Raw genomic sequence first — 19,821 nt, 5'->3', positions numbered from 1 at the left:
GGTCGCTTTTTTACGATGGAGACGCCGTAGTCATTCTTGAGTACATCGACGACGGCCTCAAAGAACTGGGCCTTCTGGCTCATCAGCGCCAGCTGTTGCTCAAGTTCCTTGATGCGCTGTTCGGGCGTCTGGTTGTCGGGGTCAGGCATGGTGATGCTCCTGCCGGCACGTACAGAAGCCCCCTGGCTCCAATCTTGCCGACCATGTTTACGTAACCATACCAGAATGGTCGAATTGCCCTGAATGCCATATCGGGCTTGTGCTTGCTGGCAACTGAGCTCGCCTTTTTCAATCTGCTCGACCAGTGCCAGTTTAAAAGTCAGTGAGTAATCGCGCTGTGTCCGTTTCACACCTTGTCCCATCGCGTTCTCCATTTATTGGGGGGGAAAGGTGTAAACCATATTCAGGACGGGACACAGCCTCTCGCGAGGCGGTAAGGTGCTGGTGCGCCGAGGATAACAGGAAAACTGTGCTCAGAGCCTTGTGGTGAGCGCTCAGGCTGCCATAAAGCTGTCATGCTGAGGAGATAGATGACGCCGACGTGGCATGCCTCACCATCGCCCTGAGGGTGGTTTGCTGGGTACCCGTCGCTGAGCGTTAGAAAAGGGGGGCATGCCGGCTAATGACACAACGGCGATGAGCAAGCCCATGCCCAACCAGCTGCTCCATGGGAAGTGCCGGGGAGGTGTTGCTCATACAGGCGATGGTCTGGCGAGAGTGCTCACCTGTTTTTGTCGTTGTTGCCGTTGTCGACACCGATGTTTGTGTTTTCCGGAAAGCAAAAAACCGACCCTGAGGTCGGTTTTTTTAATTTGGCGGTGAGGGAGGGATTCGAACCCTCACTTTTGGATATCACAGCACAAATATAACCTTTACATTCAACAACTTACGCCACTGTCGTCGACCATAGAAACAGTGCAATTGACTCACGCTATTGCCATGAGTTTTCTACATCTTTTATAAAGAGAAAATCTGGAATGTCAAGAAAATGAGCATGCTTTCTGACAATCGGAATTATGTTATCGTTTCTTCTGAATGACGAATCGATTCACGTCCCCGTGAACTCCTGCTTTGCGGTAACGCCGCGCTCTACGGCAACTTTGGAGCGTAGCGGAAAATTTGTCCGATAGCAGCGCTTTGTTACACGGTAACTTAACCACTAAAGTACGATGGGAACTCGCCAATACACTCACTTACAACCTGATGGTAGGTCCTTAATATATCGGAATCGAACACATCAGAATCAACTCCTTGACCATTAAGAACAGAACCAAGGCGCTTGCAAACCTCTCTATCAACATAGCCCTGAGAATAGAGCCACATTTCAAGGCTATTTGACAGCCCAAGTTTTAAACGTGTTTGCAAGCGCCTAAGAAGCTCCAATACATCGTCGCCCAATCCTTTACCCTCAGCCACATCAGCTATTGCCCCGACATACAACATAGAATCAAAAGAGAGTGCACCGTCAGCCAATTCTACTACGTGGTCCATTTTAATAGCTCTTTGCTGCGACCCTGCTTGATAATAAACGCCTGATTGAACCAAGTGACAATGCAGATCCGCGTAGCTAGTTCCTGAAATCCATAATTTTGCAAATTCTAACATTACGTATTCAGGCTTTATTTTAAGAAACATCTTGTTATTATTGAGCTGAGATAGCAAAGGCCAGCAAATCAAAAGAAGTTCATCTGAGCTTTTAGCTTGTGTTATTTCACCCCAATTTTCATCAAGCCAACTTTCGATTAAGAATAGATTTTTCAACCCCAGCAATGATTTTCCGAAGAATGCTCTTTTCTCTTCGGACACGGAAAGAACTCTACCTGCGATAAGTGAAAATGCCGCCCGTAGCTGTTGTTTCTGATCTTCGTCTGACAAAAAATAAGCCAATGTTCCTTGGGCCAACTCATCAAAGAACGTTTGAGGCGCACCTGGATTGTCTTTCAAATAGGACAAAAAATAGCTTTCTATTGCTTCGATTAAAGCTTCTTTATAATCCATCTGATCCAGTAGCGAACTGATATCAATAGCGTTTTGATTTCCTGCATCTATACAGCTTTGTCTATAGCCGGTGGGATTTGCGATGAACTGGATAACATCAACGTTAAGTTCTGAAAAATCAAAAGACGAGATCAAGTCCAGTAGGCTACTAGCGCAGTCCTCCGCATTAGTAAAATCGAGCAAATGCATCGCTCTTTGCCATCGCCAGCTTTCACGAAAATCATTGCGCTTATCAAAAACATCTGTGTCCGCAAAAATGACACTCCCTTCGGTATGGTATCCAGCTCTGCCTGCTCGCCCGATGAGATTGTGGAAATCTCGCGTTGTGATTTCTTGTCCTGCTTGAAATGTACTTGAAACAACTAAATACCTAATTGGAAGATTCACCCCCTGGGCAAGGGTTGAGGTACATACTACCAACACTGACTTATTGGACTCCATTGCCCACTCTACAGAAACACGGATACCATTCGGAATGTTGGAACTATGCGGCAATATTCCAAAGGAAATCGAACGAGTAAATATAAACTCATCTCCAAAATGCAAACTAGAAAGGTACGCAATTTTTTCCAATTCGCGTTGATCGCTAGAAATGCTCGGTGGTGGTAAAGCAAGTCCTCTATCGTAGTAATCAACTAAAAGATCGCATATTGATGTGACAGTACTCTTTACACCGCAGAAGATAGCAACAGGCCCTTGATGGCATAATTTAATCCCTAAATAAGCTGCGACGCTTGAATTATCATTTTTTGCAGGAAAAAGACGATCGTTCCTCTCTCGACCTCTCGTTCCAAGGTTTACTTGCTCAATCACTCTAGGAACGAAAAAATCTCTATCTGCTTCACGATCTTGATCGATGTATTGAAGTTGACCCATTGTGGTTTGCCAGCTTGCGAAGGCTGTACTTCGTACAGTTGGTAAACATCCTGCTCCTTGAATCTCAATACCGGCCTCTCCATTAAGCCATTCACCAATAGAGTTTGCGTTAGCCATTACTGCGGAGATCAAAACCTTCTGGACGGCATCACCTACGCGGGACTTGAGGTAGGCCATTAATAACTCGTATGTGACGCCTCTCCTTCCAGTGTCAAACTGATGCCCTTCATCAAAAATAAGCAAGCCAATTGAGTCAGCTAAAGCAGGTTCATGCCTCAGAAGATAAACAAGTTTCTCCGGTGTGGTAACAATAATAGACTTGGTCGCTATTCCATCCTGGGTGGCTTCTCCTATTAAAAATCTTATGAGATTGTCGTCACTATCGGAAATATCCAGAACATCTTGCAATTCATTGATATTTACTTCTTCACCCTCGAACGCCTGCTGAAATGTAGCCGTAATCTCCCTGCATAATGCTCTAAATGGCGCGATAATTACGGCAACGTCAGAACGCCCTGATAAAAAAGAACTTCGAATTATTAATTCTGTCGACTTTGTCTTACCCGCACTTGTGGGCATTTGCACAACGGCAGATAAACCAGACAAAACACCTTGTTCACCCAATAATCTCTGTGCTGGCCAAAACTCTTGTACAAATTTCGGTTTAGTAATTACATTAACCCATTGTTCTAAGGGAGTTTTTGTATATTTCGGCAAACAGTTTACTGACGAGTTTTCGATTTTTCTTAGCAGGATAGAAGAAATAACATCGGCAAACAAAAGCTCTCTATCAGAACCTTTTTCGTATACTTCATGCCTCAAGACCTGTATTGCCTGTCTAAGGACCTGGGCATCAACGCTTAAACCAAAAAAATTTCTAGTGGCATAACCGACATCATCTATTGCCTGAGTTAAATAGGTGTTTTCAACGCGATACCAATATTCTTCGAAGTTGGACTTTAATATCCATATCAAAACCCCCTCAAGATAAGTGTCAGTGAGCGGTTCTGTGTTATAGGCTAAACTTTTGGCTAAAACGATGGAGCTGCCTGGCATGTTCGCTAAATAGTAGGCCGCCGAACCTATAACCTTTAGATAAATAGTCATCTCATCAGCCAGATGAGACTGAATCAAAGCATCAAAATATTGCCCAACGGATATAAGCTCAGACTTTAACTCTTCATGTTTATCAGTCTCTTCAACCTGTTGTTCTTCACGAGCTTCGATAGCAGACAGGTCGCCTAATATACCAATAGTCGTAACCAATAGCTTACGTGGATCGCCAGGCAGCGCTATATGGGATGCTTCATCAATAGCAAACTCATACATTTTTGCTTTCGACTTCGTAATTGCCAGCATTTTCTTAGAGGGCGCTTCAAGCTTCATTAGCAGCCCTCTCGTATAGGCTGTGTACTAAAGACATCAATACAGGGCCTTTTATCACAATCATTTCTAACTTCGTTCGAAATGAATGTTTCTGAGTAGAAGCTTCAGCCAAAGTTTCCACGCAACATGAGCTGTCAGTAAGAACCGCTGCCGCTCCAAATTTTGTTTTATATGGGTGGTCAACATTTTGTTGGAATCTTGAGACAATATCCATTCCGGTAAAATCTCTCTGATCGTATAACCGTTGCTTTGCGCCGTTTAACGATTCCGCAAGTCTAATCTCATCCTTTGAACTGTCGTCAATTGCTGTTTGCAAAGTATTTCTGGCATTATTCTCAGAAAGGCGCGCTTTTACCTCATAAATCATTAGTTCGTCTTTGTTAGTTGGTTTTTTATTCTTTTTCTTAAAACCTAGGACATCTGAGCCCTTGGAAGACTCATTGCCAATTATCTTCCTGTCGTAGCGAGTTCTTGGAACATAGTAATTTTGAAGAAACGCTAAGTAATCAGCGACCAATATTTCAGCAAAATCTCCTGCACGGATACTTGGCCCAGGGCTTTTAGTTTTATGCGGGAACTTTAGATTTAACAAATAATCTTTTTTTGTCATCCCTACAGGTTTGAGTATATCTATTACATCATCACTGCAATAGTGATTTCTGAAATGCCTTGCCCAGTGAGACATGACCTCTTCATTGGCCACATCGTAAGCGAACTCATATACAGGGACGTTCTCACCTGTTGAAATAGCTATTACTTCACCAGTATCGTGAAGCCACTGAATATGTTCTTTAGTCCATAGCATTTGCAGTATACCGAGCCATTCTATGTTTAATTATTCGTGTTGATCAGAGTGCCAATCTAGACAGGTGCCGTGGAGTGCCGCAACGCGGCCTGACATCGGCTGGAGCGCCGTGTTATGCCTTCTGTTCGTCATACTCTTCCCAGCTCACGAAGCCAATTGGCCGCTTGGGTTGGTGGATGTTTTCTCTCTTTAAGGCCACCAACAAAACACTGATCTGAGATACATGTTGAATTAACTCTACCACCTCTCCATTCTCATTTTTCCCTTGAAAGGATATGAGAGATGGATTCCAGTATCCGATGTCGTCAATGTGAAACGTCACTGTTTGCCCGAAGCTCACCAACCTGGCACCCACTTCGTGTTCTTCATCAAGCGAGCGATGAAAGTCATTTATCCACTCAATCAGGCGCCTATGAAATTCATCCGCCAAATTCTGATCTTTCGGTATATGCGGAATGAGGTCCGCGGGATTGAATCGTTGCATCAAGTCATTGGTGTCCATCTGTTTCTTCTCCTGAGGCATAACGCCCGGCTTGGGGGCGGTCTTGAAGCCGCGCAGCGGCGGAAAGGCCGTCCCAGTCCCGAAGGGGCGACAACAGCCGATTGTTAGGGCCTGCCTTGGTACATTTTTTGAGCTTCAATTGCACCATCTAAACGCCTATGAATTAATGAAACAGTTGAAAGTATATCCAGCGCATCTAGCTCTTCAATAACCCAGGTTACTTTCGGCGCATGTGCTGTAGTATTCCGAAAGGTGCCAAATATGCCTTTTAATAAGTTAGCAAAACCTTTTTGCTCGCTTTGCTCACTTTCGGTCTGTAAAGAGCTCAAAGCTAGATGAGGTATTTTATTGTTAAAAGAAAGGGCATCATCAACTAACGCAGCGCCATCTGTAGTGAGTCCCGTTTTAGAACGTATCTTTTCAGCGATACTTTTTGTGGCTTCAAATACGGCATGGAAGTAGTTGTCTACTAACAATTCGGATTTACAAAAGTAAAGCACATCGGGATGAACGCGCCTAGACAGCAAATTTTGCTTAAGCTTAGATGCTCTAGCCTCAGACTCAGATATCGTTTTTGTTTTTATAACCTGTTTTATATTGCCGCTATCTTCAAGTTCTAGCCCCTCAAAAGATAAAACTTTATTTAGTTTGGCTCTGGTATCCTCGAACCATTCATGGTTATCAAAGTGCCTTGAAGGTCGCATTACATGCTGAATGAAAAATACAATGTTATTTGCGCATCTGTCATTCTGCTGCTTTTGAGAAAGCGAGTCATAAAGTCGTCGCCATTTTGTAGAGTTAAGACCGGGATCTTCGATACTACACTCCGAAAAAAATTTTGATATTTCAGTTCCGGTAAGACCTGAAGACGTATCCCCTAATATCTTTGATAGAGACTCAAGCGTGGCTAAGTCAAAACTTTTTACTGGCACCCAGAATTCTCCTTTGCCCTAACATGGAGGTCACCGGCGCTGCGCGGCTTTATCGCGCAGCGTCCGGTGGACCGCAGGGTTATGCATCTCGTACATCTCGAACGTTACCGCTCTTGTCGAAAAATTTGATTGCACCGGAATTCACGTCTTTCAGAATGGCTTTAGCAATTGCGTTTCCCTCGGAAATTGACGTCTGCGTTTCTGAGACAACGTCGTACAGGTATCGGATTCCGTTGATCTTGAACCGTTGGCCGGATGATGGATCAACAAGAAACCCGTCGGAGAATTGAGGATGCGCTTCTTGGTTGATGACTGGCTTATCTCGGGGAAGAGAATTTTCAAGCTCATGCAAAGTTGAAATGACTTTGCCCGACGAATCGACGATCTTCAGTTCATCGGCCATGCAGCCAAAAGAGATTTGATCGCCTTCTTTGAAGTTCGAATTCGCCAAGAGCCAATCGATATCAACGTCGAAGCTCCGCTCCTTGATATCGATGAACAGAACATTAATAGTAAGCACAATATTCTTGACTCTTCCTTCCCAGTCCTTTTCCGTCGGGAATCGCAACTCCTTCAGCACAATCCCATAGTGATTGGCGAACTTCTCCGCGCCGCTTTGATATCCGACCTTCGTGACAAAGATGCCTTTTGTGTTTCCAACGTCGTGCAGCACACCGAAGAAATCGCGCACCTTCCCGACTGACACCTCGCTTGAGTAGTTCTTGCACTCGATCGCCACGCAGTGCTTTATCCCCATCATTTCGAATTCCCAATAAACATCAATTTGATGGTTGCAGCCAGACTTCCCAAGCAGCTTCACGTTGTGCTGAACGTTAATGTTCTTCACGCCTTCGGCATCACTGATCGCCTGATAAATTTCCTGAGCCAGTTTCTCGTACTCGGTATTTTCATTTGTCATAAGCGCACTCCTCGGACGGTGAAAGATGCATAACGCCGTGGTCAGTGGGCTAGCGTAGTGGAGCATTTTTTATGGTAAAAAGTGCGTAGCGATACCAAAAAATGCGGAGCGTAGCTGGCTCCACTGCACCACCTTGTTATGCATTTTCTAGAAAACCAACAACAGAAGACTCTACTTCTGACAGGTCTATTTCAACACCGAAATGATCAATTAAGCATCTGCGCACTTTGCGAGAAAGAACCTTGCTAGAACCTTTCAGCTTTTTGTCTCTGTTGAGTATTTCTTTAGTCATATAGTCAATTAGGCTTTCATTCGAAAATGTTGAAGCTATAGCCTCATCAATTTCTTCTACACATACTCTTAAAAGCTTTGCGCATGTATAAACCTCTGAGACACTGAACCTCTCAACTTCTTTTGAAGAAAAGTCCAGACCTGCTAAAGAAGTCTTAGCAGCCCAATATGAATTCAAGTGATGGCTTTCGTTTCTCAAAAAACGATCAAACTCAGAGGTAAGAGCAGACCTAGCATGAACGATATGATTGCGCCTTAACCGGAAATATTTAATGGTTTTAAATACAGCAGGGTTAATACTTGCACCCCATTGCTTAAAGTTATTTTCTAACCTTGCCTCCGGTGTATCACTTTTTTCGGGAGATTCGGAAGCATTTGATATCTCCAGTTTCAACTCACGGGCATCATCTAAATAATAAAGTAGATGCTCAACTCCTAGTGAAATTGATATTCCATAGCTTGTTGCCATAGCCCTTTCTCGAAAGCTCAGTAGCTCCTCAAATCTTACTCTAATTCTATTCGAGTACGGATTTTCACTAAATATCTCAGGGGTCATTCTCAATGGGTTAACGTCACCAAGCCCATCGATGATTCTCCTGACCTCATCATCGGCAAACTGGAAATAGCAAAGCTGGTCGTTTACAAATGCAAGCCTTTCCAAATATTCGTTCTTTATCTTCGATTTAGGCACCATCTCTCCTTTGATGCATAACAGTGATTGGATGGAAGGCGGTACTAATCCGTTAACAGAGCCTTCCGTATAACTCCGCTCTACTCTGATAGTCGCCACGAAAAAAACAAATTAAATCAAAACATTACCAGTATTCTTCTGATACTTGGACGTATTCGCTTGACCTCCTCTTTTTGCTCTATCATTACCACTGTATATAAAAACAGTATAGGAGTCAGCCAGGAAGGCGCCAGCAAGTCCCGCCTGCGTGAACAGGTCAGGACAGTGATGCGTTTACATCACTACAGCATCCGTACTGAAAAGCCCTACTTGTACTGGATCCGCAATTTCATACGCTTTCATCAACTGCGACACACGCAGGAACTCGGTTCTGCTGAGGTCAATGCTTTTCTCACCCGGCTTGCCGCCGAACGAAATATGTTGCCGATTGACAACCAAGAAATGAATACAGCCACCATGTTGAGTAACGGGTAGCCACTCGCTTACCTATCTCATCAGGCAAGGCTACCGCCCCTGAGTTACAGCCCTCAGCTCGCTGCTGTTAACCAACATGGTGTCACGAATCGCTCCCATGACGCTTCCCTGAGAGATGGATTTTCGTTTGGCTATCTTAAGGGGGGAGCTCGAGAGATGGAAAGAGGCAATTGATAAAAATATGAGCAGACTCAATCAATTAGTGAGCGACTGCGGTGTTAAACTGGCAGTTTGGTTAGCAGAGGATACGGATATTTCCCTCACCCAGCTCCTTTGCTACAGGGAGAGGGAAATAGAGACCGTTAGATCGGATAGTTGCAAACACTCTGGGGTGATCATCGGTTGATGAATATGTTTTCGGATGATTATCAACCCGCAGGCCCTGATCAATTTGGGAAAATTTAAGGGCATCAAGAGCTTATCTAACCACGATTTGAGTGGTTGTGTTGATCGGCTCATCAAGTGAGTCGGTTGGTCGAGGTGATCGGCTCATCAAGTGAGCCGATTGGTCGAGTTGATCGGCTCACCAAATGAGCCTATTGTTGGTGCGGTCACGTATGACCCTTTAATCAACAGGGGATGCCATGCCTAATCCGGCCGACAAGATCGATAACTGCCTGCGCTCCCATAGGCGTAGTAATCACATCGGCCGGTTTTTCACCACCCAATCCCCACGCAGAGCGGGTGAGCCAGCTCATCGTTTTAGCAGTATCTCCCCGGTGTAGGGATATGGCTGTGTCCACTGCTAAGGCAACCCAGTAGACGCGATCTCCCTGAGCTGTCGATAAGCGATTGCCCCGTTTGATTTGGCGATTCAGTGTGTCTCGGCTAATGCCAATCATCTGGCAAATTGTTTGGGTATTAGACCCCAGTAGAGAGCTCAGTTTGACGACGATCTCAGGAGATACACCAGACACTATGTGCTGATGGGCGGCTAGCCAGTTACGTGGTAGACCGAGCGACTCCAGAACAGATAGATTGCTGGTTGGGGGAGATTGCTCTACATGAGTCATTATGAGTCTGTGCCTCCGTCTGGGGGTTGTTGATGACAGCCCAATGCAAATCATCACTCAGGAGTTCATTGGGTCATCGTCTATTTTGAGGCATTTCGCAAGCCGTCAGCTACAAAATTGACATCATTATATAATTTTATGTAAATCAATACGTTAATTGCATTCATCCCAATTGGATTCGTCGTTGCTCAACACAAGCTCGCACCGATTAGTTGATAATCTCCATATGACAACCATTGTGAATTCAATCTGTTCCCTTTCTGGCCACCAATAGTTGTGTAGTCATTATAAGCACATAGTCACGTGTATGGAGGTGGTATTCACCTGACCGATACCCACAAAAGGGAGTGGTCATACGGCTTCAAACCGGATAACAAAACGGTACCCCTACCGTGTTATCTGGAGTCACCATATGACCACCAACGAGAAAGTAGCACGTCGCAAACACAGCCAGCTAGAGCTCGCCAAAGAGCTCAATAACGTCAGCAAAGCCTGCAAGCTCGTCGGCTACAGCCGTCAGCAGTTCTACGAAATTCGCCGTAACTACCAGACCTATGGCGCCGAGGGCTTGCTCGACAAATTGCTCCGTTGTAAAGGGGCTCATCCCAATCGGGTCGCTCCCGAGATTGAACAGGCCATCCTCGATTACTCCCTCACCAGACCAACTCATGGCCCGCTGCGGGTCGAGCAAGAGCTGGCTCTGCAAGGCATCAATGTCAGTGCGGGCGGTGTGCGTGGCGTGTGGTAACGGCACGACTTGCTCTCCAAACACGACCGCTTGCTGCGCCTCGAGAAAACTCACCGTGAGCAGACCATTGAGCTCAATGACGAGCAAATTCGCCTGTTAGAGCGATTCAGTCCCTAGTTCCGAGAACGCCAGATTGAGGTTCACTACACCGGAGAACTGGTGGCTGTCGACACCTTCTTTGTCGGCGCGCTCAAGAGGGTTGGCAAGGTGTATCTACAAACCGTGCTGGACTGCTACAGTCGCCACGCCTGGGGACGGCTCTATACCAGCAAGCTGCCGGTGACCTCGGTTCATGTGCTCAATGAAACGGTACTGCCGTTCTTCGAAGCCCATGAGGCGCGGGTCTATACCATCCTGTCAGATAACGGGCGCGAGTTCTGTGGGCGCCCAGACCATCATCCCTACGAGCTGTTTCTGCAACTGGAGGGAATTGAACACCGGACAACCAAGGTACGCAGGCCGCAGAGCAACGGTTTTATCGAGCGACTGCATCGCACACTGCTGGATGAACACTTCCGTATCAAGGGGAGAACGACCTGGTATGAGTCGGTAGAACAGATGCAGACAGACCTGGATAGCTACCTGGAGCACTACAACACCCAGCGGCCACATCAGGGGAGGATGATGGAAGGGCAGACGCCCTACAGCATGTTCAAGAATGGACTGAAATTGATACCGAAAGAAGTACGCGATAACGTAGAGTAAACAAGACACCGGTTTGAGGCCGGTGTCAGGTGATAACTAGATCTGTACAGGATTCATTATTAAATATTTTGTTAGAAGATAAACTATTTAGTCACTGCAAAATTTGCCAGTAGAAAAAGGATCTTTTTCCCTCATCAATGACACATTATGGTTTTTATCAACCAAATAATCTTTATTAAAATGAAATGCAAAATACTTTCGTGCAATTGATTCAGGTATATATGCCATGCCTTTCCACCCAAACATCCAAGCAAGAACTTCTTTAGTTGATTCTAATACGTAAACGGGAAAATCATCTTGCTTTCTTAAACCCTTAACTGATGTTAAACCAATCAAAGGCCTAGGTACACGGACTTCTTTACCGAAACAATCCCAACCAATCCAATAGCTATAGAATGAAAAAGAACCATCGGCATGACACCAAAACTCAAAATATGAGGAGTCTTGACTGGGCAGCTTGCTGGCGCATACCTTTCGCATCAATTTGGTAGAAATCTGACTAAGATTGTCTTTCGGAACAGCTTTAAGTGATGACTGTAGGTGATGAAAACTCTGAAAACCCAGATTGCGAGAATGTAAATTGAGAAGCTGACAGTGTGAGTAATCTTCCGAAGGGTTTGTTTTTGCGGCAGCTTTAACACCAGCGACAATCTCTTGATAAGCAAACATAAAGCTCTCCTTACGTAAGGCCGAAAGCGATCGCTTTTGTCACATGCTGCTTGAAACGTAGGCCAAGTAATAGAGTCTAGTTTATGTGTTTAAAGACGTTTTCCCATTCGCAGCAGGGTGGTAGCCAAAACCTTCTGCAATATATACAAAGGAGAGTTCCGATGTCAACCCCACGCAATCACGAGCTTGTCGTGTGCATTGCCTTGTTAGCCGGAATTTTCGAGTTTCGGAAAAACATTGTTGAACTCGCTCTTGGAAAGATTGCGTTGCCCATAGTGGATCATAAGTTTGAACATACAATATGCACGATAGGCAAACTGCGGCAAAACCTCACAAGCATCCATTCTAACCCTTATTTCGCCAACCACTTTGGTCAAAATCGCTTCACGATTTTCGTCGGTTATGCCGCGAATGAACTCCATTTCAGGAGTAAAACTGTAGTAGTCTGGCACCCCGCCAGATGATCTATAGCATGCTAACCGGATAATATCCGCATGAACTTCCTCGGGAGTAAAAGTACTAGCCCACCGATTGATTGAAGTTAACCCTGAATCAGAGAAAGCAACACTCTTCAAGAAAGATTTGGCTCGCTTGATAGTAACTTCAAAAAAAGTGATGTTACGATCAATCGACGAATGCCAAGAACCAAACGAGTCAACCCGCTCGCTTACAAAGCCATATAACTCTGCAAGAATCTCTTTGGTCTTGTCGTCATTTCTCGGGGCGACAAACTTCCCGTCAGCAAAATCGACATAAAAATTCTTCTGTTTAGCTTTGTCTAAATGCCCAAATGTATCATCTGAAAAGTATGACTTATAAGGTAATGGATTGCTCAAGCCGTCACCTTCACCCACAACGCCTCTGAGCACATTTCCGTATGCCGTGGCGCGTTTCTGCTTGGGCTTGTGATAGTTAAATTCTTTCCAGAATACATTCCAGTCCACGGCATCAGAGGACAACTGGCTTTCAATCGCCACTCGGTACAATTCGGAGATTTTCGCCAATTCCTCTAACGCCAGCACCGTAACAGAAAGCGCACGGCATAATCGTTCTTGCTTGGCCAGAATACGCGCGTCAAGAAGCAATTCTTTCGTATTCACGAAGCATAAATGAGCACCTTGAGCGGCCTGCTTCAGGGTCAATGCGTTCTTCGGGTTGGCACCAGAGACATAGCGAGCCAAGTCGGCGGCGAACTCGTCTTGATCATTGCTTGATATCGGCATTGCGATTCCTATGAGGACTAATGCCTTGCTCACCGAAAGATTGGGAGCGAAGCGACTAATTATTCGGTGAGCAGTAACTTATTAGCTACTACCCCTCCTCAGTTCTACCCATCATGGCTTTCGCCATAAGTTCCGTAGTATAAAGATCTCCCTTCTTAGTTCGACCTGTGCGCGGTTTGTAATCTCCGTTCTCAAACATTCTCCACTCTGCATTGAGAATACGTTCATCTAAATGATTGAGATTTAAGTTGAGCCAATTACATAGTTGCTGAAAATTTTCAGCGAAAGCCTCGCCTTTGTGCTTAGTTAGAACCATCTGTAGATTAATAGGATAATTACGATCCCCAGCTGCCATTATTGCACTTCTTGCAGTTGTAAGGAGCTCTTGTCCAGTGAAGGTGAATACGTTGTCGAGAATATCATGGCGAAGTCCGTACTCAATCCTTGTGCGTTTTGGGTGAGACCAGTACCTATCTTCAAGAATATTTACTCGTTCAAGATAACCCCTAAGTATCTCTGACTCAGCAAACTCCCGTGTATCAAAGATCAACTCCTCGAACGTTTTTAGCTTGATATTTGTTTTATCGGCAGCTTCCAGAGCACCTTTTTGAAAGCCAACCTTTGAAACTATAAAGCCTCGATCCGCACCAATATCATCTACAATAGTCCTAAGCGTTAATACCTGTGCTTTTGTAACTTTGCTTTCCCAATACTTTGCCTCAACCAACCAAACCAGATTCTCACCGAGGTATCTGGTTTGCACATATATATCGATATCATGGCATGTCCGCACGCCTTGTATGCGAGCATTCGTCTTCGCCTCAGCACCAAGAGAGACGAAGTGGTCTTTTATACGTTCTTGGAAATCGAACCATTCTTTTGTCATTACGTAACTCTTACGTGGTGGCTAACGCCTCAAACATCGGTGCAGCTTTGCTGCATCTACGTACTTTTATTTGTTAAGCATTTTATTAGTTTACTTTTAATCCAGCACCAATGCGCCATCATATTTTCTGCTGCGTCGAGCGCCGCAGTAAGAGTGTTTTCTGGACTAGCACTTCCACATGTGTTTCCATCAGCGTCTGGCAAATATAATGCCTAGATGGCAGTTCTGAACTATTAATATTATGAATACTCATTTAAAAGAGTACGTTGCAAATATAATTGGCATCCTTTCCGCTATCTCATCGTGAGATAGCTCTGTTTCATATGACAATTTTTTGAGGAGCTTTGCTTCTATAATTTCGTCGATAACTGTTTTTTCCATACCGTCCCAATTTGAGGGTCCATCTATCCCAGAATCCCTATGTGCCCTACATAGATACCTGCAAAAATCACAGCTTCTTGGTTGATTTGATATGTAGAGTCTTGAATTTGAACCCGCCCATTAGGGTTGCAGTACAGAACAGGAGGAGGCCTTGGAAAGGTTTACATTCAGCGTATCACGTATGTACTGCTCTGGGCGCGGCAATGACTCTGCCGGATTTCCTCTTGCACTCGTGCTATACCTGCGTCAAACCACGTTAGATCTGCCCCAATGAGTTCCAGGGTTAGCTTATTTGAATCGAAGCCATCCCGTCCGGCTTGTTGTAGTTCTGCTCCGCATTGGGATGGCTACCGCACCCGACTGACAACACTATCCGGGGCTCAGAATCGCAGTGGTCATTTGGGCACCATTTCATGATTTTTTCAATCATACCATGGTGTTACCACCATGAATATGAGCTATATCACGACTAAAACCAATATTATCAATGAAACGTCTTGGTTGCTTGGCATGACTCGTGCGGACTGATAATCACCAACAAGGGCGCAGAGGGGTTGATGTGGCTAATCTGCCGTTGAGCACTCAACGGCAATAAGAAAATCTGAGTCTCCCTGCGCTTTACAGCCTCATGCCCTAATTCACCTGTCGAGTGGTGGTGATCGGTAATCTTTATTGGATGTCATGGGTTACTTTGGTTAGATGCGGTTAAACGAGTGAATCCCCTCTTAATTAGCCTCAGAGCCTTGCTATGGCTACGTTTGACATAATGATGGTTAAGCTGAGTAAGTGAAGTTGCTATGAAGCGTGGTGAGTGCTGGATGGGCTCTTATCAAGGTTTACTCAGTGTTTATATATAAATCACCTTAATCAATTAACCAAAAACCACTGTAGGTCAGTAATGGCGAGGGTTTGAGGCTGGTTAAGAAGCTAGAAAAACCACTTAACATGTACTTAACCAATTAATCATCTACCCAATAGATGAGCAGAAAAAAGCCCCGCCTTATCGACAGGGCTTAAGAGTCACTTGTCGGCTTTGCCCTTCTCTTTGGCGCTATCGACGGGCAGCAGGTACTCGGTCCTATTAGAACGCGCCCTGCGGCTCTGGAGCTTGCCCTCGCTCGCGAGCAACCGGAGTGCCTTACCCCAACTACTCGCCATGCTCAGCCTCTCACCGTGGCGGGCGCACAGCCCGCTCGCCGTGAGCCATTCAGATGAGGCCAGTGGACGCGATAGATGGTGGTGGTATATAACCTCATAATATGGACCCTTGTCTGTGTGAGCATCGTTTTCCGATGCAGCTAGTGCAGCTGTTGCATCATCCAGAAACCACGTTGCTCCTGACTCATAGCGCTCCCTTACCTCCAGCCAAAACTGGCGCAGTTGCTCAGGGTCTGTCTGGGACAAACGGCCTGCACTCCAGCTCCAGCCCAGGACCGTATTGAGGCGCTCAACATCAGCTGCCGCAGCCAACTCGATAACCGCAAATCTCGCGTTACCGGTTGTATCCTTGAGAAAATCCGTCCCGTTGACCGTGGCAATAAATGAAGTCTGGCGCTTTTTGGTGGTCATGCTGCGGGCATAGGGTAGGCGATAGCTGTCGTTCTCTCGGGTCAAAAAAGCCTTGAGGCTACCCGCCTCATGTCGGGTCGTACTCTCAAGCTCAGCCAGCTCCACAACCCATGCAGACACTGCGCGACGAACATCATCAGGCTTGTCTGGATTGATGGCACAATCGAGGGTCGAACCTTGGACCACAGCAGCCAGACGGCTCACCCAGGCGCTTTTTCGATAGGACTGTGCCCCCACCAACACAGGCACCAATTTCGAGTACCAGCGCGGTTGATAGAGTGCAGCGACACACCCAACCAGCCATGCATGTAACACCGCACTCGCATAGACAGGATTAGCAGCATTGAGGGTAGCAATCACCGCATCGATGCGCGGTTTCCCATCCCACGGTGCCCCACGTTCGAGCCACTGACGCACAGGGTGATAACTGTGGCGCTCACAAATTGCGATCAGGTGCTCCTCAATCACGGCATCCGGCACACCTGCCAACTGGCAGGCATCAACCAGCGCGGATCGCTGACCCGCCTCAGAGCCTCCCAGACGCTCACCATCCGCATCAGCCAGTTCTGCCTCACCCGTCATCAGGTTGTAGCGTGGATCCCAACCGTTGAATGTGATAAGAGCAAACAAATTCGAGCTGGTTTTGATGGGGCGGCCAGTAGGGCTCATATCCGGCAGAGTCAGCAGTTTATCCTGCATCACCGACCTGACAGCCTGCTGCACCTGTTGTGTGGCAGCACCGTCCTTCTGACCGTCATATGACGAAATATCATGCCCCGCTGTTTTGTTTTTATTATTTTTCATTTTTATTATCCTCGGTGTTATCACCTGATTGTTGTTATATATAACCTCTGCCATTTTCTACTTTTTAATTGAGTGGGGTAGTTAAAATATAAACAGCTCCACTCAATTAATTTCAAACAATTTTTATGAATGGTATTGCGCCATCAATATGGGATGACCGTCACCGAGATATAGGCGTCAAGGTTGTTCCTCCTCGTCCCGAGTCAGACTCCACCTTGACCCCTATACCCGCCTCCTTCGTCATCCCATATTGACCGCTTCATACCATCCATAAAAAAGGGTTCTCCACCCCACTCCGGTCGCTGCGCAACCTACGGGGGTTCCGGTCTCGTAACCTCGACACACCCCCATACTTACGTGCGTAAGTATGGTTTTCAATAGCGTGCTTACGGTTGTATTTCTTTGCGTACTTACGATTGTTTTCATGGCGCACTTACGTGCGCATTCGTAAGTGTCACATGTTATATTTACGCCAATGAAGATCATAGTTAGGTGTTTGTATTTTCTAGCATGTTTATTTTATCGAGTGATAGTGGTTCTGATTATCGCGAAAGACCATCATCTTTTTGTTTATTTCTTTTTATATAGGCAGCCATCCCGGTTGATTTATCTTTCGCATTTGAACCCTCATTTGGCTCGACTACCAAAATTGGTGTGCTCGGCTGGATGTAATTTTTATTATCTGTAGACCGCACGCTATGAGTCACTCTAATATGGCTCAGGTCAGCATCAGCAGGACAGCTCGGCAAGCGCCCTCCTTTTGCTGATTTTCGATTTCCGTAACGATCAATCGAGGCTGTCGCTTGGTGCCCCATCAAATAGGCAATTTGTAAACGCCCCATACCTGATGCCTTGAGCTCAGAACCCATTTGATGGCGCCAGCTATAAAATGTAGGGAGATGTTTGCGCTTCGGCCATAAATTCTTCCCCGCAGCGCGTAGTTTGTCTTGCAGACACCCAACATTTACTTTTTGTGCTAATGTAACAAGCATATACAACGTCAGTGCTGTTATTCCATCCAGCTGTAACACTCTGTCAGCTCCGCGTGTACCATGATGGCTCTTTTTTGCTCCGATAACAGTTAGCCGATTACTATCGACTGTTACGCCAGCCAGCTCTGTGGGTCTGATACCGGTGAGTTTGAACAGTTTAATCGCAGCCACCATGCACTTATCATTCCGTGCATTAAAATAGTCAATAAGCGCAGTTTCATCTTCTGCTGCGATCGACTTAACTCGAGTCTGCTTCTGTTTAACGGAAAGCGTGCTGCCTTTGGCTGTGACTGGGTTATGCAATGCTAGAATGCGTGTAGCTGCATCGTCATATCCTAAGGTGCGTTGATGATGTGCAAGAGCCCCGCGTAGGCGACGCCAGTAGGCGGGCCGATATTCAGGAGCACAAGCCAACAATTCATCTGAGATATTTTTAGCAGTAAGTTTGATACATTTTCTTTCCAAACGAATATAAAAATGCTTTGCAATCTTTTCATATTCAATTTTTGTTTTATCAGTCGCCATCATCTTTCCTTAGGCTCTTAACGGCCCTTATTTAACGTGTTATCGAATCAATAATATATCGATGTGAATCACAGTAGTTATCGCTAATCTGATTGAGAATGCGGTTCACCAACATGTATGTTTTTCATTGATTGAGCAACCAGCCCTAATAAATATTGCTGAATTTGTGGGTCGGCAATTAGTTTAGTCATGTCCAGTTCTGAGTTGTTGGCCGGAACCAGAGCCTGCGTCTCATTAAGGCGGAAACAACGAGCAAGAGCGTTTTCGGCTAATGTTTTGAAATCCGCAGCATCCTCAACTAACCATTTTCCATAATGACGCCTGATCATTGCGGTACTTGTATGCCCCATCTGTTTGGCAATCCATTCGATATTAACACCTGCGGACAACAGTTGACTGGCATAGGTATGTCTAAATTGCGATGGCCCTCGGTAGGCAAGGCCCGCAGTGGCACAAAACGGCTCAAAAAAATCCTCTCTGAATTCATCGACGCTGGTGTATTGACGTCGTTTATCCGGATAATAGGCTAATAAAGTCCGGCGCAGTTTGATCCGCGTACGATTGTCAGCACACATGACCGAAATCGCTTTCTCTTTGCGATGCCTAGCATGCTCCAGAAGAGTGCGTAGTGCCTGCACTGCGGGGACAGTCAACTCGACTGTTCGGCAGGAGCTTTTGGTTTTCGGCGTTTTATAGCAACCATCTACCAGGGCCAGATCAACACGCAGTGTACGTTTATCCAGGTCGATAGCCTCACGGCTAATTGCCAACAATTCGCTGATCCGCAGTCCAGTGGAAATACCAACCTGGATTATTGCTGCACCAATAGGGTTGATATGTTGATGTGCAATAAATAACTGGATCTCTGATTGCAGGAATGGCTGAGGCTCTACCACCTCAAATCGACAATTTTTGACATGACACATCGGATTGATTTTTATAATGCCATCTCGATAGGCCCTGTTAAATACTTGTCGCATAATGTCAATATACTGATTGACCGTGTTGCCTTTGAGGCGTTTTAGCAGTTTGGCTATATACATTTCGATGTCGGTTGCATTAATATCAATCAGCTTCTTTTTTCCCCATTTACGGATAAGCTGCCTGGCCTTTCTACACAAAACATCATAGGTTGCGTCTGATACCTGTTGATATTTTATGTTCAGGTGTTCCTCTACTGCGGTTTTGAACGTTTTTTCACGAGGATCTGATTTTAGATTCTTGTTGTTTTTCATGTGCACCCTGTTTTTATTATTATAATTTCGCGCAGGATTACACTCAGTAAAAACCAAGTCAAATAAAAAGTGAAACCTAACAAAAACTAATTTAATGTCAACCTTCAATATATTTGAAATAAATAAATTGTCAAATTAATGACCAGTAACAGCAGAAGCAAGCCATACTGTTTTAATGATGAAAATCAACATGTTAC

14 protein-coding genes, 1 tRNA gene and 2 pseudogenes are annotated in these 19,821 nt (G+C 45.4%); 2 read left to right on the top strand and 15 right to left on the bottom strand.

Annotation, left to right across the window (positions count from 1 at the left end; all coding sequences use genetic code 11):
- The 8 genes and pseudogenes from G5287_RS16910 to G5287_RS16875 all read right to left on the bottom strand — a co-directional run.
- Nucleotides 1-362: pseudogene (locus G5287_RS16910) on the bottom strand (IS3 family transposase); the annotation flags it as partial.
- Between the two features lie 451 nt (nt 363-813).
- Nucleotides 814-879, bottom strand: a tRNA-OTHER gene (locus G5287_RS16905).
- Between the two features lie 273 nt (nt 880-1,152).
- Nucleotides 1,153-4,260 carry a DEAD/DEAH box helicase gene (locus G5287_RS16900; RefSeq protein ID WP_236353577.1) on the bottom strand — a complete coding sequence of 1,036 codons (3,108 nt, stop codon included), beginning with the start codon at nt 4,258-4,260 and terminating at the stop codon, nt 1,153-1,155.
- Entirely contained in the window at nt 4,250-5,065 is an 816-nt protein-coding gene (locus G5287_RS16895) for a virulence associated protein (protein ID WP_106843747.1), read from the bottom strand. Before G5287_RS16895 ends, G5287_RS16900 begins: the two co-directional genes overlap by 11 nt.
- A gap of 112 nt (nt 5,066-5,177) precedes the next feature.
- Nucleotides 5,178-5,567 (bottom strand): DUF6173 family protein, encoded by a 390-nt coding sequence (locus G5287_RS16890; RefSeq protein ID WP_421231584.1) that lies wholly within the window; start codon nt 5,565-5,567, stop codon nt 5,178-5,180.
- Between the two features lie 104 nt (nt 5,568-5,671).
- Nucleotides 5,672-6,499 carry a TIGR02391 family protein gene (locus G5287_RS16885; protein WP_106843746.1) on the bottom strand — a complete coding sequence of 276 codons (828 nt, stop codon included), beginning with the start codon at nt 6,497-6,499 and terminating at the stop codon, nt 5,672-5,674.
- Between the two features lie 79 nt (nt 6,500-6,578).
- On the bottom strand, nt 6,579-7,418 hold the full coding sequence (locus G5287_RS16880; protein WP_421231583.1) for a restriction endonuclease: 840 nt from the start codon (nt 7,416-7,418) through the stop codon (nt 6,579-6,581).
- A 136-nt stretch (nt 7,419-7,554) separates the two neighbouring features.
- Complete coding sequence (locus tag G5287_RS16875; protein WP_146142130.1) at nt 7,555-8,400, bottom strand: hypothetical protein; 846 nt, start codon at nt 8,398-8,400, stop codon at nt 7,555-7,557.
- A gap of 159 nt (nt 8,401-8,559) precedes the next feature.
- Here G5287_RS16875 and G5287_RS16870 point away from each other — a divergent pair, with 159 nt between their 5' ends.
- On the top strand, nt 8,560-8,874 hold the full coding sequence (locus tag G5287_RS16870) for a phage integrase N-terminal SAM-like domain-containing protein (protein ID WP_265343887.1): 315 nt from the start codon (nt 8,560-8,562) through the stop codon (nt 8,872-8,874).
- Nucleotides 8,875-9,443: 569 nt separating this feature from the next.
- Here the strand turns inward: G5287_RS16870 and G5287_RS16865 are convergent.
- Nucleotides 9,444-9,887 (bottom strand): antitoxin Xre/MbcA/ParS toxin-binding domain-containing protein, encoded by a 444-nt coding sequence (locus G5287_RS16865; protein ID WP_106843743.1) that lies wholly within the window; start codon nt 9,885-9,887, stop codon nt 9,444-9,446.
- A gap of 412 nt (nt 9,888-10,299) precedes the next feature.
- On the opposite strand from G5287_RS16865, the pseudogene G5287_RS16860 reads away from it, so the two are divergent.
- A pseudogene (locus G5287_RS16860) lies at nt 10,300-11,340 on the top strand (IS481 family transposase).
- An 87-nt stretch (nt 11,341-11,427) separates the two neighbouring features.
- On the opposite strand, the gene G5287_RS16855 reads toward G5287_RS16860, so the two are convergent.
- The 6 genes from G5287_RS16855 to G5287_RS16830 form a co-directional block, all read right to left on the bottom strand.
- The gene (locus G5287_RS16855) at nt 11,428-12,009 is read right to left on the bottom strand and encodes a hypothetical protein (RefSeq protein ID WP_146142129.1); all 582 of its coding nucleotides are present in this window, start codon (nt 12,007-12,009) and stop codon (nt 11,428-11,430) included.
- Between the two features lie 206 nt (nt 12,010-12,215).
- A complete protein-coding gene (locus G5287_RS16850; RefSeq protein ID WP_106843741.1) occupies nt 12,216-13,232 on the bottom strand; it encodes an AbiV family abortive infection protein in 1,017 nt (338 codons plus the stop codon).
- 88 nt (nt 13,233-13,320) lie between these two features.
- Nucleotides 13,321-14,118 (bottom strand): restriction endonuclease, encoded by a 798-nt coding sequence (locus G5287_RS16845; protein WP_106843740.1) that lies wholly within the window; start codon nt 14,116-14,118, stop codon nt 13,321-13,323.
- Between the two features lie 1,401 nt (nt 14,119-15,519).
- Nucleotides 15,520-16,872: a VapE domain-containing protein gene (locus tag G5287_RS16840; RefSeq protein WP_106843739.1), complete on the bottom strand. Its 1,353-nt coding sequence runs from the start codon at nt 16,870-16,872 to the stop codon at nt 15,520-15,522.
- 542 nt (nt 16,873-17,414) lie between these two features.
- Nucleotides 17,415-18,389 (bottom strand): site-specific integrase, encoded by a 975-nt coding sequence (locus tag G5287_RS16835; protein WP_106843738.1) that lies wholly within the window; start codon nt 18,387-18,389, stop codon nt 17,415-17,417.
- An 83-nt stretch (nt 18,390-18,472) separates the two neighbouring features.
- On the bottom strand, nt 18,473-19,624 hold the full coding sequence (locus tag G5287_RS16830) for a tyrosine-type recombinase/integrase (RefSeq protein WP_421231582.1): 1,152 nt from the start codon (nt 19,622-19,624) through the stop codon (nt 18,473-18,475).
- Nucleotides 19,625-19,821: the final 197 nt, after the last annotated feature.

The organism is Aeromonas sp. 603079 (genome assembly GCF_049172135.1).
In the GTDB taxonomy this organism is placed as follows: domain Bacteria; phylum Pseudomonadota; class Gammaproteobacteria; order Enterobacterales; family Aeromonadaceae; genus Aeromonas; species Aeromonas veronii.
This window is presented reverse-complemented; position numbering and strand designations above follow the sequence as displayed.

Coding starts and splice junctions, on each gene's coding strand:
- G5287_RS16900 (WP_236353577.1), bottom strand. CDS start 4,260: ATGAAGCTTGAAGCGCCCTCTAAGAAAATGCTGGCAATTACGAAGTCG.
- G5287_RS16895 (WP_106843747.1), bottom strand. CDS start 5,065: ATGCTATGGACTAAAGAACATATTCAGTGGCTTCACGATACTGGTGAA.
- G5287_RS16890 (WP_421231584.1), bottom strand. CDS start 5,567: ATGGACACCAATGACTTGATGCAACGATTCAATCCCGCGGACCTCATT.
- G5287_RS16880 (WP_421231583.1), bottom strand. CDS start 7,418: ATGACAAATGAAAATACCGAGTACGAGAAACTGGCTCAGGAAATTTAT.
- G5287_RS16865 (WP_106843743.1), bottom strand. CDS start 9,887: ATGACTCATGTAGAGCAATCTCCCCCAACCAGCAATCTATCTGTTCTG.
- G5287_RS16855 (WP_146142129.1), bottom strand. CDS start 12,009: ATGTTTGCTTATCAAGAGATTGTCGCTGGTGTTAAAGCTGCCGCAAAA.
- G5287_RS16850 (WP_106843741.1), bottom strand. CDS start 13,232: ATGCCGATATCAAGCAATGATCAAGACGAGTTCGCCGCCGACTTGGCT.
- G5287_RS16845 (WP_106843740.1), bottom strand. CDS start 14,118: ATGACAAAAGAATGGTTCGATTTCCAAGAACGTATAAAAGACCACTTC.
- G5287_RS16840 (WP_106843739.1), bottom strand. CDS start 16,872: ATGAAAAATAATAAAAACAAAACAGCGGGGCATGATATTTCGTCATAT.
- G5287_RS16835 (WP_106843738.1), bottom strand. CDS start 18,389: ATGGCGACTGATAAAACAAAAATTGAATATGAAAAGATTGCAAAGCAT.
- G5287_RS16830 (WP_421231582.1), bottom strand. CDS start 19,624: ATGAAAAACAACAAGAATCTAAAATCAGATCCTCGTGAAAAAACGTTC.